This window comes from Mesorhizobium sp. WSM4829 (assembly GCF_055811475.1).
The window spans coordinates 16,358-31,894 of record NZ_JBVVQJ010000029.1 but is presented as its reverse complement, the minus strand read 5'-3'; the positions used below and the strand labels follow the sequence as shown (position 1 = coordinate 31,894).

Sequence of the window (15,537 nt, the reverse complement as noted above, 5' to 3'; positions counted from 1 at the left end):
CATCCTGGAACCAACGGCAGGGCATGTCCAAAAGCTGACAGCGACAAAAAAACATGTCTGGTCCAAAAAAACCGGCCGCCTTGGGCGAGAGGTTTCTCGAAGCCTACTCATGCAGTTGCTGCGGCTAACCGCGCTGGCACGGCCTTTGCTGGAGATGCGGCACCATTGAGTGGGGGCTGACCGCATGAGAACGCGCGAGACGATTGATGGTCTGCTACGCCATCTCGGCGGCGCGCCCGCTCAACGGTCACTGCTACACCCTTGGCAATGGCTGACGCGCGACATTGCGGTTGCGCCGCGCTGCCGCGCCGATGTGCCCAAAGTTCGTTGATAGTTCGCTCGGCAGATTGAGGAAGCCGGCCGTTGACTGCTGCCCAGTCGGAGATGGCTGGGTTCATTCGGAACGTATTGACCGTCGGTGTCATGAAGCCAAAGACACCATGCTGGACGTTATGCATGACCAGACGAGTGGGAGTCAGTAGCAAATGATTTTACCGGAACTGCGCTCTGCTATCCCAGCCGGCAGAGTTTTGGAGATAACGACGACCACAGGATGCATCGTGGGATGTTCATATTGTCCGCAGGACAAGTTCGCTGACCGGCAAAGAAAAGTATCTGATACGAAGCATCTTAGTCTTGGAGATTTCAAGCGCTGTCTGGCGCGCGTACCAACCTCCGTCGACATTAGTTTTGCCGGGTATTCTGAGCCATGGCTCAATCCGGATTGCACCGAAATGGTCGAGCACGCTTCCGCCAAAGGCCACGGCATCAGGATTTTCACGACGCTTGTGGGAATGAAGGGGCGGGATCTACAACGCTTGCAGGCGCTGCGGTTGGGGGTATTCGTGGTTCATGTTTTTGATGATGGCGGCCACATGAATAGCCGCCTTGTCGGAGACAAGTATCGCGATTTGGTTGGTCAACTCGTCCACGCCGACATCCCATCAATTCGATTCGTAGTTTTGGGCGAGCCCCATCCCGATATCGCCGACATTATCCCTGCCGAAGCCCTAGTTCGCGCGCGACCGGTGAGCAGCAGGGGTGGGAGCGTAAATCCCAAGATTGTAGAACCACGGCAGCCAGTCGTCGGAGCGCTGATATGCGTGGACGAACGACAGTATCGGAATGTTCTCCTTCCAAACGGCGAGGTTACTCTCTGCTCCATGGATTTTGAGCGGCGTCACGTACTAGGCAACCTTCTATGCGACGAATACGGCGATCTCTTTAAAAGCCCAGTTTTTTGCGAAATCGTCGATCGCATGAACGGGGCGGATGGTTTTCTGCTCTGTAGGATGTGTGAATTTGCCGATCCAAACGACCGGGTGCTGACTGGGTGCCGGCCGACCGCCTGAGAGAGGCGGGCCGGCGAATGCTGCTTGCCCGGCGAAATCATTGCGTTTTTCGCGTCACGCGAGCGTGATCCCGTACGCGCGGGAGTCGGCCTCGATCATTTACGAGGCGAGCTCATCGAAAGTAGTCGTCGGCCTCCAATCGAGCTTGATGGCCGCCTTGGAGGCATCACCGATCAGCAGTCAACCTCGATTGGCCCGAAACAACGTTTGTCTATTTTGGATCAGCGCCTGGTTATTCCTGCGTTCGCGGCCCAACTCGTCAACACCTGCGCGCCTTCCCAGAATATCTCCTTCCCGACCCGCCTGGAGGCAGCCTCGACAAAGCTGCGGACCGAATGCGTCTCGCTAGTCGCGAACACCGTCAGGCTCGTGGTGCTGCAGGATGGGGCACGGCCTCGACATAGCTGTGTGACCGTCTTTAGCTGGATTCTGCGTCTCAAAATCCGGATCTCGTCTCCATCTTCCGCAAGACGGGAGAGACCTCCTGCGGCCCCCGGCTTCCGAAGGCGTCTTTTCAGATTTCCGCCGCGAGGAGTGGCAAGAGCCTTTTTCCGCGCCACAGTCTATGAACCTGGGTTGCTGGCCGTCCTAAGAGAAAATTCCGATGCGGAGCTGCCCTATTAGCTACCGGCTCCTGGCAAGAGGACGGCGACGCGGCAAATCGGCCACCGGCGCAAGGTTTCCCCCTCATTGTCGGATACCCGACAGGATCACAAACCCGCTAACCGTTGTTTCATGAAAGTTTCCTTCTGGCACGTTTGATGCAGAGGATCTTCCGAACACATCAGCGGATGCCCTCCTATGAGCAGGCTCAGGGAAAAATGCTGTCGCCGCATTCGAGACCGCGCCCTCGCTGATAGCCAAGTCGGTCAAAGGTCGGCGCATCATGGTGGAGGCGGGCGACTTCGCCCGATTAAAACACGGAATAACGTCGGAAAGCATCTCGCTGACTGAGACGCGATCATCCAAGGCGGGCGGAGATACGTCGATCCCGTCCACGCTCACAAGTCGTGGACATGAGTGTCGATCTCATCACTTGGCCGGGATCCATGGTGCTTCATACCCGACAATACGAAAGCGCGATCAAACTCTAGCAAATCCAGCAGCACCGAGGTCGAGAATGCCCGCATGGACAGTAAGCCCAATGGCCATGGCCGATATTCGCCGTGAACATCGCCTAATTGGGAAACACCTATAGGAGCAAGGCAAGTGGAACTCTCTTGCGTTGGAGTGGGGGCTGGGCCGTCTAATTTGAGCCTTGCGTGCCAGATGCACGAGCAAATTGGGCAAGGGGCACTGTTCTTGGATCGGCAAGTCGACTTCCGCTGGCACCCAGGCAGCGCATTCGATTTCTCGGAGCTCCAGGTCAGCCACTTCAAGGATTTGGTCACGCTGGTAAACCCGCGATCAGCCTACACTTTCGTGAACTACCTGCATGAGAACGGGCGTCTGTACCACTTCCTGAATGCACAGTTCGAAGCCGTGCTCAGAGCTGAGTTCGAGCAATACCTGAACTGGGCCTTCTACAGGAACCCGCTTGTCCGCGGCGGCGAGACGGTGCGCGAAATCCGCTTTGACGGCGAGTTTCGGGTGCGCACCGATAAGGCGATTCTCGGCGCCAGAAACGTCGTGGTCGGCATTGGCAAGCAGGCGCATATTCCGCCGCAGTTTCAGGGCTGGACTGGACGCAATCTGTTCCACTCATCTGAATTGCTGCACATTCATCCTGAGGTGCACAAAAAGCATGTCTGCGTGGTCGGCGGGGGACAGTCCGGAGCCGAGGTGCTGTTGCACCTTGTTGGTCTGCCAAAAGAACGGCGGCCTGTCTCGATAACCTGGGTCTCGCAGCGCGAAAACTACCTGCCCATCGACAACAGCCCGTTCACAAACGAGTTGTTCATGCCCTGCTTTTCGGATCGTTTCTCGGCAATGAGAGAGCCGCAGCGCAAGCTGTTCCTGCGGCGCTTCGTGCTTGCTTCGGACGGCATTTCGGAAAGCATGTTGCGCGCGATCTATCAGGCGCTATACCGCCACGCGTTTCTAGAGCCAAACCGATGCGATCTCACACTGCGGCCGGGCTGCACTGTCTCGCACTGCATCAACGCCGGCGCGGGCCACAGACTCACCCTGCAGCACGGCATGGAGGAGGTCGAAGAAGTCACGGCCGAGATCGTCATCCTGGCCACCGGTTACGAGAGCGCGGTGCCAGGCTTCTTGGAACCGATGGCGAACCGGCTGGAAAAGAGCGACAACGAATTGGCTATTCGCGAAGATTTTTCGGTGTGCTGGGACGGACCGCGTGACAGACGCATCTTCGTACAAAACGCGAGCCTAGGACAGCGTGGGCTGGCTGATCCGAATCTAAGCCTGCTGGCCTGGCGAGCGCGTCGCATCCTCGACAGCCTTCTGGGGCGCGCGCCGCGCGCCAACCCCGAGCATCCCAGTTTCATCAGCCCTAACTCTGTAAAGAGCTGGTCCGACACCGGAGCAGAAGAAATGGGCAGCGGGATATGACCGGCCGACCGCGGATCATTGGCGGTGGCATCCAAGGAATGATTCTGGCTTCGCTGCAGCGAAGGCCAAGCCTTCTCCCAAGTCTCGTGACTGAACCGGCGCACTGCATAATTCTGCGAGGGTGCATCTGCGCTACGGCGGTAAAGGCCGTGTTACGTTGCTCACTCCGAATTGCGCAGTGGTCTTGACGCCCATGGATGGGTCGGTGAAGCGACGGGCTCCCGCCCGTCGCGATGCGTGTCGTGTTTGGATCGGGTGAGGCAAGTGATTGTGACTAGTTCAAGGAAACCCGGAACCCGGCTCGGGGCGCTGACCGTTCCTGCGGGAGCAGAGGCGAATGCCTGAACTGCGTACCACCTACCAGAAACCTTCCCAAGCTCGCTCACGAAAAATATGGGACGTGCATGCGGCGTGACGTCTGGCAAACAGCTTACGCAGCACCCGCGGCAGCTCGAATTCGATGGCTTGGCCCCTCATGACCCGGCTCTAGGAGAAGAGGTCAGCCATGAGCCGGCCGGCAGGCAGTCGCACGCGCGAGCCAGTCGTGGGGTTACCAGCTCTTCGAGCCGGGCGCCGAGTGCTGCTGCTCCACTAGGCGAGGCCAATCTTACCGTCGGCAATACAGCTAACGTCTTCGCTGTCCTAAAGCGACTGACGCATGAGTGATGCGTGTCCAAAAGCTTACAGCCGGCTGAAAACATGTCGGGTTCGAAACAATCGCCGTGTTGGTCCTGTTGGACTTTTGAAGCCAATAAAGCATTTGCTGCGCGCCAGGCGTGCTGGCACGGCCTTTGCTAGTTGAGGTGCGGCGATGGTGGGTGAGCTGACCCGCATGAGAATAAGCAACACGAGTGATGGGCTCAGGTGTGTTCCGTTCCTGAGGGTAGAGCCAGATTGCTCATAGACGCCAACAAGGGTGTGGGAAAAGCTTTGGAGAATAACATGGTGTTGCGGATTGAATCCCCCGCTCCTCCGATCAAAGTCGACGGCTGGCTGCGTGGCAAGCCCCTCACGAACTTTCAACCCGGCAAGGTGTACCTTGTTGAGTTTTGGGCGACTGCATGCGGACCTTGTGTGGCGGCGATGCCCCATCTGATGCAGCTACAGGAAAAATTTCAAACCAGCGGATTTGAGGTCGTCGGAGTCGCAGCTAGCGAAGAGGGCCCGACCGCGGAGGAGACGCGGACGAGCTTGGATGCTTGGCTGATTCAGAGGTTCCCCAATCTAAATTATCGGATCGCGTTCGATTACACAGGCGAAATGAACAGGCTTTGGATGAGGGCGAGTTCTTCTCTCGGAAGTCCTGCCTCGTTCCTGGTGGATCGCGACGGCCGCATCGCATTCATCGGACACCCGGCGGAACTCGATGACGTTTTACCCAAAGTTATGGACGGCAGCTGGCGCAGCAGCGATGAAGCGAAAGCGGCCGATAAGGGGCGGATCGATAGGAACCAACGCACTGCGCGCGAGCTGGCGCTGACCGAACCGACTTACGCCAAGCTCCAGCCGGCGCTGCAGGCGGAGAATTGGAAGGCGGCTCTCTCTGCCGTCGAAGGAGGCCTCGCCTTAGTGCCAGACAATTACGGGTTCCGGCATACTCAGGCGGATCTTCTGCTTCACAAGCTGCGCGACATCGAGACCGGCTTGCAAGTTATGCGCCAATTGGTCGAGGACGCTATCGACAAGAAGTTTGAGGCCGTGTCCTGGATGGTAATGGCCCTGAAACAACTCTTCGATCCCTCGACGAACAACTCCCATCTTCCCCATGCTGAGCGCTTCGCAATGGGCAAGGAGCTGTCTGAACAGATCTTGGCACTGAGTTCCCCACAAAGCGACGGCCCCCTTAAATTCGTTTGGTACGTTCCGGTCGCTCAGTACCACTACGAGTGTGGCAACAAGGTCCGCGCGATCGAGCTGATCGACGTCGCGCTGAAATCGCTCGATTTTCCGGAGCCAATGCCGGACCACATCAAACAGTACTACCTTACCCCCTTGCTCCAAGCCTTGGCCAACTACACGGGTGAGAACGCCTGTTCCGCGGATCTTTGCGTGGTTCCGCAAAATAAGGCTCCGGAAAGTCAAAGCGCAGCCGCCTCATGAGCAAAGATCACAAAGGAACAACACGTGGAATTGAACCCTGGTCAATCCCCGAGTTTTCTGCGGCGGCGCGCCCGCAGGAAGTATGCCCAGGCAGCAGACAGGGGATCGTTTGCTGCAAGTAAAGGCTCAGACATTAGTGACCAACAAGCGGATACGGCGCGGAAGAGAAGTTCGAGCCGAATTTGGCATGTCTTGGAAGGCATCACAGTCCAGGACGTGTTCGAGATCGGCCACGAAGACGTCAATTGCGTGGAATGGGGCCTCCCACGCCAGCCGCCGGTTGCGCAGGTGTGCCCGAACCCGGCGTACCCGAAAGCAGAAATCCTCGGTTGCGGACGAGGACTGGAATTGAGGAAACGAAATCTCTCACGGAGCGCCTGGCCCGCCGTCAACAAGGACGGCGAGCGTCTTGCCCCTGTTTGACCAATGCCTCCTACGGCTTATCCGATGCTAAATCGGGGACCGAGCTTTTGGCGGCTTTACCGTTACCAAGGAACTGCGGCGGAAGATCCAATCATGTGCGATCCGGATCGGGACGTGACGGAGGCTCTACGTTTTCACCGCAGCATGGTTTGCTCAGGCCTGATGAAGTGCCCGCAAGGTGAATGTTTCTGGGCTTCGGGCGCGTGATTTTCGCGGGCAGGCAGTTGCTCGTTCTGTCGGGCGTCCGCCGGTTGGGCTTCGAGACTTTCCGGAACTGCGGATTCCGGAACCAAACTGGTCGATGACGCGACTGCAGCTATGCCTATTGCCATGTCGTGCGAGTGTGAAAAGACCGATTTCAAGGAAGGATTATGTCAAACTTGGATGAGATTGTGAAAAAGGTCCGAAAGCTTCAACTGCGCGCAGCAATTGCTAAGACGAACTTGCGCGACCTTGCCGAGGGTCTTCCAGTGAAATGGACTGAGATAGAGGAAGTGGCCGAGAAAGCGCACGCCGTTTATGCGGAGTTGCATGGTGCCAGGAGAGAGCTCGCGAAAATGAAGAATTTACAATGAAGGGCGAATTCATCACCCGCGACGGCTCCAGATGGGTGCCGGAATATCTGATGACTATAGATGGCAAGATCTGCATCGGCTGCGGGCGCTGTTTCAAGGTCTGCTCGCGGGAGGTTATGCACCTTTACGGCGTAGATGACGCGGGTGAGATCCTCGGCGCCTGCGACGACGGTGACGACGACTTCGATGGTGAGCTCAATCGGATGATCATGGTGGTGGACTATGCTGGCCGATGCATTGGCTGCGGAGCCTGCGGCCGTGTCTGCCCAAAGAACTGCCAGACTCATGTCGCGGGCGACCAGATCTCGGCCTGAGCTGCATGATTGACGAGAGAAATCAGGAGAACGCCATTGCGTTTAATCATCTTTTGTCGGCTCCTCGGGATGGTCCTGTGCGGCAACGCTGTGACGGTTTACTTTGCGTCGGATTCCATCCGTCTGGCCGTCTTCACGACGCTGGCCTTTTGGCTGGTTCTCCAGGTGGCCTATTTTGCAAACCTTCTATTTCTAATCTGGCGGTCCAGCGGCGTTCGCGGCGAGCAAAGAGCTGAGCTCTTCGTTAGCTCCCAGAAAGTTCAATTCCGGTCATCAGACAGTGATGAGGTGAGGAATGAATCTTCAGATGTGCGCCAGCGCAATCTAATGCTCGGCATGGCAATGCTCCTCCCTTGAGGCGCCGTGACAAGTTAAAGCACAGGTTCCTATAACTTCGGGGCAACCAGTATGAGGTGATCATCGCGTGCGACAATCGGATGCGACCGCGTTCTGGTGATGACCGGCATCGAAGCAGGTTTCGCTCCATAGCTATCGTTCGGAGCACAACAGCGCCCGGGTGCTTCGTCTCGACCACGAACGAGGCGCCGGATAGCATTAACAGCGGCCTCTTTTGGAAACATCCGAACGTGCCGGATCACAGTCAAACGCGTCTCTTAGGAGCGCTCGTGCACCGCTAGTTTCCGGGCAATCACGTACCACTGGAGAAAATATGCTGAAACGGTTCGCACGCTACCCGCTCACCTTCGGACCCACCCCCGTCGAGAAGCTCGACCGGCTCGGCAAGCATCTGGGCGGCAAGGTGGAAATCTACGCCAAGCGCGAGGACTGCAACTCTGGTCTCGCATTCGGCGGAAACAAGCTGCGCAAGCTTGAATACATCATCCCCGATGCGATCGCGTCAGATGCCGACACGCTCGTCACCATCGGCGGCGTGCAGTCCAACCACACCCGGATGGTGGCAGCGGTGGCCGCCAAGGTCGGCATGAAATGCCTCCTGGTTCAGGGGAGCTGGGTTCCACATGACAATGCCGTCTACGACCGGGTCGGCAATATTCTCTTGAGCCGCATCATGGGTGCAGAGGTGCGCCTTGTCGACGAGGGCTTTGACATCGGCATCCGCCAGAGTTGGGAAAAAGCGCTCTATGATGTCAAGGCAAGGGGCGGCAGACCTTATGCGATACCAGCCGGGGCTTCTGTCCACAAATACGGCGGCCTTGGTTATGTGGGGTTCGCCGAGGAGGTGCGTGCGCAAGAGAAACAGCTTGGGTTTGCCTTCGACTACATTGTCGTTTGCACCGTCACCGGTTCAACGCAAGCCGGCATGATCGTCGGGTTCGCCGCGGACGGTCGACAGCGCAAGGTGATCGGTGTCGATGCCTCTGCGACTCCCGCCAAGACAAAGGCGCAGGTGCTTGGCATAGCCCAACGTACAGCGCTGCTCGTCGAGCTCGGAACGGAACTCATCGAGGCTGACGTGATGTTAATCGAGGACTACGCGTACCCGCGCTATGGCATTCCATCCGAGGAAACCAAGGAGGCGATCCGTCTGTGCGCGCGGCTCGAGGGCCTAATTACCGATCCCGTCTATGAGGGCAAATCAATGCACGGAATGATCGACCTTGTGCAGAGAGGCTTCTTTCCAGAGGGGTCTAAGATCCTCTACGCTCATCTCGGCGGCGCGCCTGCGATCAACGGGTACGGTTTCGCCTTCCGCAATGGATGACGCGCGACAGATGCGCTACGCCATGCTGCCCTGTGGGCGATATGAACCAACTGGAATTCCCATAAGCTAACGTGGCAGCGTTCAGGAAGCGCCGTCGGGTGTGCGAGCAGCGATGCCTGATGGCGCGCGCACTAGACAGCTCTCGGCTCCCGCTCGAACACGGTAAGCAGCTGCCGCAAAGTCCGGCGTTCGCCGGCCCTGTTTCGAACCCCCATTGTCGAAGCCGGAATGCGGAACCGGCGCTTGAACTCCAGTTGATCTACCATCTTGCGGACCGACTTGACGCCGGCGACGTCGGGTCGATTTGGATGGCGTGCAGCGGCAGCTAGGATTTCCACGCAACTGCCTGGCGCAGACTCTCGATCAGTTCCGTGCCGAAGCAGTCGGCCCGGGCCTTTTTGGTCGTCCTAGCCACCGCTTCTGTTCGGGCATCCGCTCTGCCGTGGGGGCGTTTGCGTGGGCACAGATCATGGTCGCCACTCCTGTGACAGCATGAGGTCAACGGCCCGCAAACCCCTATGCCTGCCCCTTCCGGGATAGCAAAGCGCATCTTCCGTAAGCCACCGGCTTGATGCTGCAAGACCATCGCCACGACGTAAGACCAGCAGGTTCGTTCCCAGGCGTTTTGGGCCAGTGAATTCCCTGATTTATTGGCGTCGGCGTCAACCGGGATGGCCAGCCCATGTGGAGGTCTGCATCGATACCAGAGCCGACTTGAGGGAGTTCTTGCACGGCAAATCCGTCAACTACCAGATGCCGTAGTTTCGGCGTTCAGCCGAAAACCTTAGACAAGATCGCGTCAACCCACTCTCTCATTGACGCTCGCCTAGATCAGGGACTCATCATGAATACCGACGCTTTCGCCACGTATGAATCTAACGTTCGTCGTTATTGCCGGTCGTTTCCGACAGTATTTACGAAAGCTCTCGGGGCGACAATCTGGGACGAGTCCGGTAAGCCTCATATCGACTTCATTGTGGGGTCTGGCGCACTTAACTACGGACATAACAACCCCACTATCATTGCCCCAGCAATAGAATATATGATCGGTGAGAACATTCTTCTGTCGCTTGACATGTATACGGCGGCAAAGCGTGACTTCATTGAAGCGTTTGTCGAATCGATCCTGAAGCCCAGAGGCCTTTCGTACAAGATACAGTTTCCTGGGCCGACCGGCACAAACGCCAATGAAGCGGCACTGGCCCTGGCGCGAAAATATACCGGTCGCTCGAGTGTCATGGCCTTCACAAACTCATACCACGGCATGTCGCTTGGCTCTCTGGCGGTGTCGGGCTCGGCGTCTACGAGAGAGCTGGGAGGCGTCGCACGCCACGATGTGATCCGTGTGCCTTATGACGGCTATGCAAACCAGGCTTTCGATTCTGCCAGTTACATCGACCGCGTTTTGGGCGATCCGGGAAGCGGCATAGAAAAACCTGCCGCAATCATTTTGGAGCCTATCCAGGCAGAAGGCGGCATGAACACCGCATCCGCAGCTTGGCTCACAGAAATTCAGCGCATCTGCCGCAAGCACGGCGTTGTTTTCATCGTTGACGACATTCAGGCAGGATCGGGTCGGACCGGTGATTTCTTCTCGTTCGAGTTCGCAAAAATCGAACCTGATATAGTGACTCTTTCCAAGTCCCTAAGCGGTTCAGGTAGTCCGTTGTCCATCGTTCTGATTAGACCCGACCTGGACATATGGAAACCCGGAGAACATAGCGGGACCTTCAGAGGCAACAATTTCGCCTTCGTGACGGCAGGGGCGATGTGCAAATTGTGGACGGACGTCCGGTTTACTGCTGGCGTGGAGCGGACAGCGGTCAAGCTGCAAGCGCACCTTGACCGCCTAATCGCCAAGTTTCCTAAGTGCATTGAACAGAAGCGCGGCCGCGGTCTGATGGCCGGCCTCAAGTGCCGTTCATCGGCCGCTGTGAGCCGTGTGCGCGATGTCGCGTTCGCAAACGGTCTGCTTATCGAATCCTCAGGGCCAGATCGCGACGTTATCAAAGTTCTCCCGCCCATAACCATCACCGATGCCGAGCTCGATCGTGGCATCGCCATTCTTGATCACGCACTACAGGAGCAAGACAATGTCTAGTCAGATACCTCAGGCGCCGGCCATCTCTCCAGTTTCTATCAGAGAACGCACCGGCTCCATCAGCACTGCTGACATCATCTCAGTCATGAAAGGTGAGACCACCGCTCTGCACATGAAGCAAGCTTTCAGCACTGAGGTCGCCGAGGAGATCACCGCCAACTTCAGTGGCAGCACCGGTCTCAAGAAGCGAAAAGATGGAGTGCCCGGACAATATGTCGGCGCATCGCACTACAGGAAGGACGCAGCCACGTATTTCGCAGAGGCCGAAAATGCGCGACCGTACGTGGAGGCCCTGTTTAAGGATTTGGTTGACCCGGTCCGAGCAATATTCAGTGCGTTGGAGCGCGAGCTTCACAAGCAGGGCATTGAATTGCGACTGGCCCGTTCAGAACACGGTCATGCCAATGTTTGTCGTGCTATCAGCTGGTCTGGCAGCGGCACATTTTCATTGGACCCCCATGACGATGTCGCTCAAGTGTTGTGTGCTGGGAACGGCTATGAGCTTTCTTCGGTGGCCCACAACACTGTCGCAGCACTCAACTTCTATCCCAGCATGCCCGAGGAAGGCGGCAATCTGAGGCTCTGGAGCCATAAGCCGACAGTTGCGAACCGAATAGCGCAGGGTGTGGAGACTACTGGCTATCCTTATTCGGAAGCCTATCTCGAGCGCGTTCCTTGTCGCGAATTTCAGCTCAAGGCGGGGGATATCGCCCTGATCGATGGCGGTTTCGTTCACGGGGTCACCGGTCAATCAGGTAACGGAAAGCGTCGGCTGGTGCTGAACAGCTTTTTTGGGTTTGCGCGACCAGATCTTGTTGTCTGGTGGACCTGACGTTGGACGATGACATCCGCTGACACGTATCACATCCGTTCGCAACGCGGAGGTCCCTTCAGGCACAGCCGTCGGGTTTCCAACGACCGACAGTGTCATAAAACGCGCTTGGCGCTTCAGATGCTGCCGGTCGCCGACGCAATTACCAATTATCTGTTGCGTCACTGCCTGTGCGCGGGTGATCTGGAAGGGGTCGCTCTTAGTGCTTGATCGCAGACCAGATAGGCACGACACCGAGCCACAGGCTGTTGATGCCGGATCTTCCTGAAAGTTGCGAGCTCGCAGCGGTCCACTGTTCACGGAGCGCAGCCGAACACAGCGCGAGGTGTCGGTGAGCAAAGGAACAAGCAACCCAGACGTGAGAGGCAAACGTCCCCTTTTAGCAGATATATTGCGTCTACCTGCGTCGGTGCGCAGTGCACCGCTGCCGGCCTTCGACTTTTCCGAACTCGGCCCAATTAGTGCACCCGCCGGTCGGACAGATGCAGGTTCAAGAAAACTCCTATCGCAATGTTAAAGTGGCCGATCAGTAAGAGGGCCTTATCCGTGAACATCATGGTCGTGATTCGGCATGGCACTCGCGCAGGCAGTTCAGTGCCGATATTACAACTCAATAATTCCAAGTGTTATCGCCTTTATAGATGCTGTAGTTCTGCTGCCAGTATCCAGTTTTCTCATCACGTTCTTTATGTGGAAATTAACAGTGTTTACGGATATGCCTAAAATTTGTCCGATTTCCCAGGATGTTTTCCCTTTCGCTGTCCACATGATACACTCCTTTTCTCTTGGAGAAAGGGTGGGTGTCTCCTCGAAATCTCTGATCCGCCGGCCTTCCACAGTCTCTCCTCCGCAGTCGTTTGCAGGATGTTGTCACTGGGCACGAAACTGCCGGGGTGTAAGGCTACGGCTCTGCGCGGCTCCCTAGGCAGCTCTGAATCGATACAGCTCTAACATCTGATTGCAATTGGCGAAGTTATTTTAGCTTAAACGTGTATTTCGTCACCGTTATGCGAGCGCAACATAGGCAATGCGGAGTACATATTATGATATTTTTCGTCGCGTGAATTTAGTACGATATTTGAATGTGTTTGACCGCGAAAGACAATTTAACGGGGAAAACTCGAAACCACACGGCGTTTCATCGGCGTGTCAAAAATAATCGCGTTGATTAATTAGCTCTCAGAGTCGGTCTCGAAACTGACGGATGAGCGGTTCTTTGTAGCAGTTTCCGCCAATGGCGGCGAGGATCATGGCCTGAGAGACGTCGATGCGCTGCTCGTAGTCGCGCACGAGGCGTCACCATCTGGCACCCAGTCAAAGGTGCGTTCGACCACCCAGCGGCGCGGCAGGAATTGGAAGCGCTGTTAGTTAGTCGGATGGGTCTTTGATCTGGGTGACGAAGTCGAGATAGGCGGCCTTGCCATGAGCTTGATCCGATCGCCGCGTCGGCGAAGATGCTTGACCCAGGCCAGCGCTTGCGGACGCAGGCGAGTTGGCCCGTGCGCCCGCGATGTCGGCCGGCGTCAGGTTGAACATCGAAAGCCGCACGTCGATATGGGCCGCGATCTGGCGCTTGCGGCCATCGATCTTCTTGCCCGCGCGCCATAACCCCTTTGCGCGCCAGGAGGCACTGCCAAATGCCGCGCCAACGACTTCGTTGAATGGCATCGTAGCGACCGGAGAGAGGCAGCACGGCGGTCGAGCAGGCGCCCAAAAGGGCTCGCAGGATCCCAGCGATTGCGACGCGATCACCAGGTGGCGATCCTTGCCGCCTTGACGCCGTGCAAGCAGGTATCCCGGGACACCACTCCTGCGACTGAGGATCGTCTACCGGACGCGTGTGACTCCCGCGCAGGAGATCCGCTCCGGGATCGCGCCTTTCGCTAAGCGCGAAGCTGGGCGAATCTACGGGTCGCCGTGGTTAGGAACGGCGGGCCTGTTCGATCATCACCGCAGACGGCGAGATGCTCCGCTCCGGGTCCCGTCGGCCTCCGGAGACGGAGCTGCGTGGCCGGCTGCCTCTTTTTTTAAGAGATATTATTACCATGCAGCCATGAGTATTAAATTATCAATTGAGAAATATTAACAATAATTCACATAATAATTGCCATGTTTGGTGGTATTACTGTGGAACGTGGTGATGACACTCTTTATAACGCAACGAGACCTTTGAGAGACAAGTCTACTTGTGAAAGGACGTCCTGATGTCTGCAGTAGAACCCGCAGCAAGCGTTGTGAGCGCCAGTCGTTTCCGCAACACCGCTTCGGTCATTGATCGGACGCGAATGCATTTCGAACGGGCTCACCAACGTGGTCTCATGGCCGTTTACGGACGCTCGATGGAGGGGAGGACGGTCAGGCTCACGAGAGGCGAGCGACAAGGCGATACCGTTGCCGACTATGTACGCTGTTGCTACCTCGGCCTGGACAATCACCCGGCTATCATTGCCGGCGCGGTTGCCGCAATAGAGGAATACGGATCACTCCACTGGTCATGTGCACGCACGCGGCTGAATTTCGGGCTCATTGGTAATCTTGAGGAGATACTTTCCCAACTCTTTGGGGCGCACGTTATTGCTTATTCGACAGTCATGATTGCCAATATGGGCGCATTGCCAATCATCGCCTCCGGACATCTAACGGAAGGTCAAAGACCTGTCATGGTGTTCGACCATCGGGCCCATGCCTCCCTCGCCTTTCATAAGCCAGTCGTGGCCGAGGAGACCCTAGTTAAGACAATTCCTCACAATGACCTCGATGCTTTGGAGCAGATTTGCCGCAAGCATCCAATCGTCGCGTATGTGTGCGATGGCGTCTATTCGATGGGCGGCTTCGCGCCGATCGAAGGGCTTCTCCAGTTGCAGGAGAAGTATGGTCTTTTTCTTTACATCGACGACGCGCACGGAATTTCCCTCTTTGGCGAAAATGGTGAAGGCTTTGCGCGCTCGCAATTGCCCCGTGAGCTCGGTGAGCGCACGATCGTCTCGGCGTCCCTCGCCAAGGGCTTCGGCGCGTCGGGTGGCATGCTCATGCTTGGAACGGCGTATCAGGAAGAGCTATTTCGTTGCTACTCCATTCCGCATGCCTTCTCGGCTGCGCCCAACGTCGCAGCTGTCGGTGCCGCTATAGCCTCGGCGGAAATTCACCGGACGAGCGAGCTCAAGGTTCGCCAAGGTCAATTGGTCGAGCGCATCGCCTTTTTCGACGAGCTCATCAAGACAGATCAGGGAGGCGCCTCTCTGCCAATTCGTATGATCAAGGTGGGCGACGAATTCGCAGCCATCGATTTCGCAGAGCGCCTGCTGGATGACGGCTTCTATACATCCGTCACGTTCTTTCCGACGGTCGCTCGCGGCCACGCAGGCATACGCATCTGCCTGACCGCAAGCCACAACCTGTCGGATCTGGAGCGGCTCTGCAGCAAGATTCAGAGCTACCAACCCGTGTTTACCACAGCCTAAGCCCAGAATGACGCCGATGCTGACGCTACGCCCGGGTCGGCTCCCCGGGACGACTTATCGGGCGGAGCGTTCCGCCGAAGGAGTCTCACCCGGACACGAAGGATTTTCGGAGTTCGGATCATGATCAGCTATGATCAACTTAGCATCTCCCGCCTTGCGCACGAGCGCTCAAAAAAGGTAA

At 57.0% G+C, this 15,537-nt stretch carries 11 protein-coding genes and 1 pseudogene; 10 read left to right on the top strand and 2 right to left on the bottom strand.

Annotated features, from left to right (window positions below):
* The first annotated feature begins 485 nt into the window (after window positions 1–485).
* From AC0L17_RS24325 to AC0L17_RS24285, 9 genes are all read left to right on the top strand, one after another.
* Complete coding sequence (locus AC0L17_RS24325; protein ID WP_473517679.1) at window positions 486–1,352, top strand: radical SAM/SPASM domain-containing protein; 867 nt, start codon at window positions 486–488, stop codon at window positions 1,350–1,352.
* A 1,269-nt stretch (window positions 1,353–2,621) separates the two neighbouring features.
* Window positions 2,622–3,866, top strand: coding sequence for a lysine N(6)-hydroxylase/L-ornithine N(5)-oxygenase family protein (locus AC0L17_RS24320; protein ID WP_473517678.1), 1,245 nt, complete (start codon window positions 2,622–2,624; stop codon window positions 3,864–3,866).
* A 942-nt stretch (window positions 3,867–4,808) separates the two neighbouring features.
* Entirely contained in the window at window positions 4,809–5,966 is a 1,158-nt protein-coding gene (locus AC0L17_RS24315) for a TlpA disulfide reductase family protein (protein ID WP_473517677.1), read from the top strand.
* 794 nt (window positions 5,967–6,760) lie between these two features.
* On the top strand, window positions 6,761–6,964 hold the full coding sequence (locus tag AC0L17_RS24310; protein WP_473517676.1) for a CCE_0567 family metalloprotein: 204 nt from the start codon (window positions 6,761–6,763) through the stop codon (window positions 6,962–6,964).
* Complete coding sequence (gene fdxB, locus AC0L17_RS24305) at window positions 6,961–7,278, top strand: ferredoxin III, nif-specific (protein ID WP_473517675.1); 318 nt, start codon at window positions 6,961–6,963, stop codon at window positions 7,276–7,278. The genes AC0L17_RS24310 and fdxB overlap by 4 nt, the downstream gene beginning before the upstream one ends.
* 36 nt (window positions 7,279–7,314) lie before the next feature.
* Entirely contained in the window at window positions 7,315–7,635 is a 321-nt protein-coding gene (locus tag AC0L17_RS24300) for an exopolysaccharide production repressor protein (protein WP_473517674.1), read from the top strand.
* 313 nt (window positions 7,636–7,948) lie between these two features.
* Complete coding sequence (locus tag AC0L17_RS24295) at window positions 7,949–8,962, top strand: 1-aminocyclopropane-1-carboxylate deaminase (RefSeq protein WP_473517673.1); 1,014 nt, start codon at window positions 7,949–7,951, stop codon at window positions 8,960–8,962.
* 844 nt (window positions 8,963–9,806) lie between these two features.
* Window positions 9,807–11,063: a diaminobutyrate--2-oxoglutarate transaminase gene (gene ectB / locus AC0L17_RS24290; RefSeq protein WP_473517672.1), complete on the top strand. Its 1,257-nt coding sequence runs from the start codon at window positions 9,807–9,809 to the stop codon at window positions 11,061–11,063.
* Window positions 11,056–11,895: a 2OG-Fe(II)-dependent halogenase WelO5 family protein gene (locus AC0L17_RS24285; protein WP_473517671.1), complete on the top strand. Its 840-nt coding sequence runs from the start codon at window positions 11,056–11,058 to the stop codon at window positions 11,893–11,895. The genes ectB and AC0L17_RS24285 overlap by 8 nt, the downstream gene beginning before the upstream one ends.
* Before the next feature lie 603 nt (window positions 11,896–12,498).
* On the opposite strand, the gene AC0L17_RS24280 is transcribed toward AC0L17_RS24285, so the two are convergent.
* Together AC0L17_RS24280 and AC0L17_RS24275 are read right to left on the bottom strand one after the other, a co-directional pair.
* Window positions 12,499–12,732: a helix-turn-helix transcriptional regulator gene (locus AC0L17_RS24280; RefSeq protein WP_473517670.1), complete on the bottom strand. Its 234-nt coding sequence runs from the start codon at window positions 12,730–12,732 to the stop codon at window positions 12,499–12,501.
* Window positions 12,733–13,063: 331 nt separating this feature from the next.
* A pseudogene (locus tag AC0L17_RS24275) lies at window positions 13,064–13,494 on the bottom strand (transposase family protein); the annotation flags it as partial.
* A gap of 605 nt (window positions 13,495–14,099) precedes the next feature.
* On the opposite strand from AC0L17_RS24275, the gene AC0L17_RS24270 reads away from it, so the two are divergent.
* Entirely contained in the window at window positions 14,100–15,356 is a 1,257-nt protein-coding gene (locus tag AC0L17_RS24270) for an aminotransferase class I/II-fold pyridoxal phosphate-dependent enzyme (protein WP_473517669.1), read from the top strand.
* Window positions 15,357–15,537 lie beyond the last annotated feature (181 nt).

Excerpts from the sequence above, each read along its gene's own strand:
- AC0L17_RS24325 (WP_473517679.1), top strand. The coding sequence starts at position 486 with ATGATTTTACCGGAACTGCGCTCTGCTATCCCAGCCGGCAGAGTTTTG.
- AC0L17_RS24320 (WP_473517678.1), top strand. The coding sequence starts at position 2,622 with ATGCACGAGCAAATTGGGCAAGGGGCACTGTTCTTGGATCGGCAAGTC.
- AC0L17_RS24315 (WP_473517677.1), top strand. The coding sequence starts at position 4,809 with ATGGTGTTGCGGATTGAATCCCCCGCTCCTCCGATCAAAGTCGACGGC.
- AC0L17_RS24310 (WP_473517676.1), top strand. The coding sequence starts at position 6,761 with ATGTCAAACTTGGATGAGATTGTGAAAAAGGTCCGAAAGCTTCAACTG.
- fdxB (WP_473517675.1), top strand. The coding sequence starts at position 6,961 with ATGAAGGGCGAATTCATCACCCGCGACGGCTCCAGATGGGTGCCGGAA.
- AC0L17_RS24295 (WP_473517673.1), top strand. The coding sequence starts at position 7,949 with ATGCTGAAACGGTTCGCACGCTACCCGCTCACCTTCGGACCCACCCCC.
- ectB (WP_473517672.1), top strand. The coding sequence starts at position 9,807 with ATGAATACCGACGCTTTCGCCACGTATGAATCTAACGTTCGTCGTTAT.
- AC0L17_RS24285 (WP_473517671.1), top strand. The coding sequence starts at position 11,056 with ATGTCTAGTCAGATACCTCAGGCGCCGGCCATCTCTCCAGTTTCTATC.
- AC0L17_RS24270 (WP_473517669.1), top strand. The coding sequence starts at position 14,100 with ATGTCTGCAGTAGAACCCGCAGCAAGCGTTGTGAGCGCCAGTCGTTTC.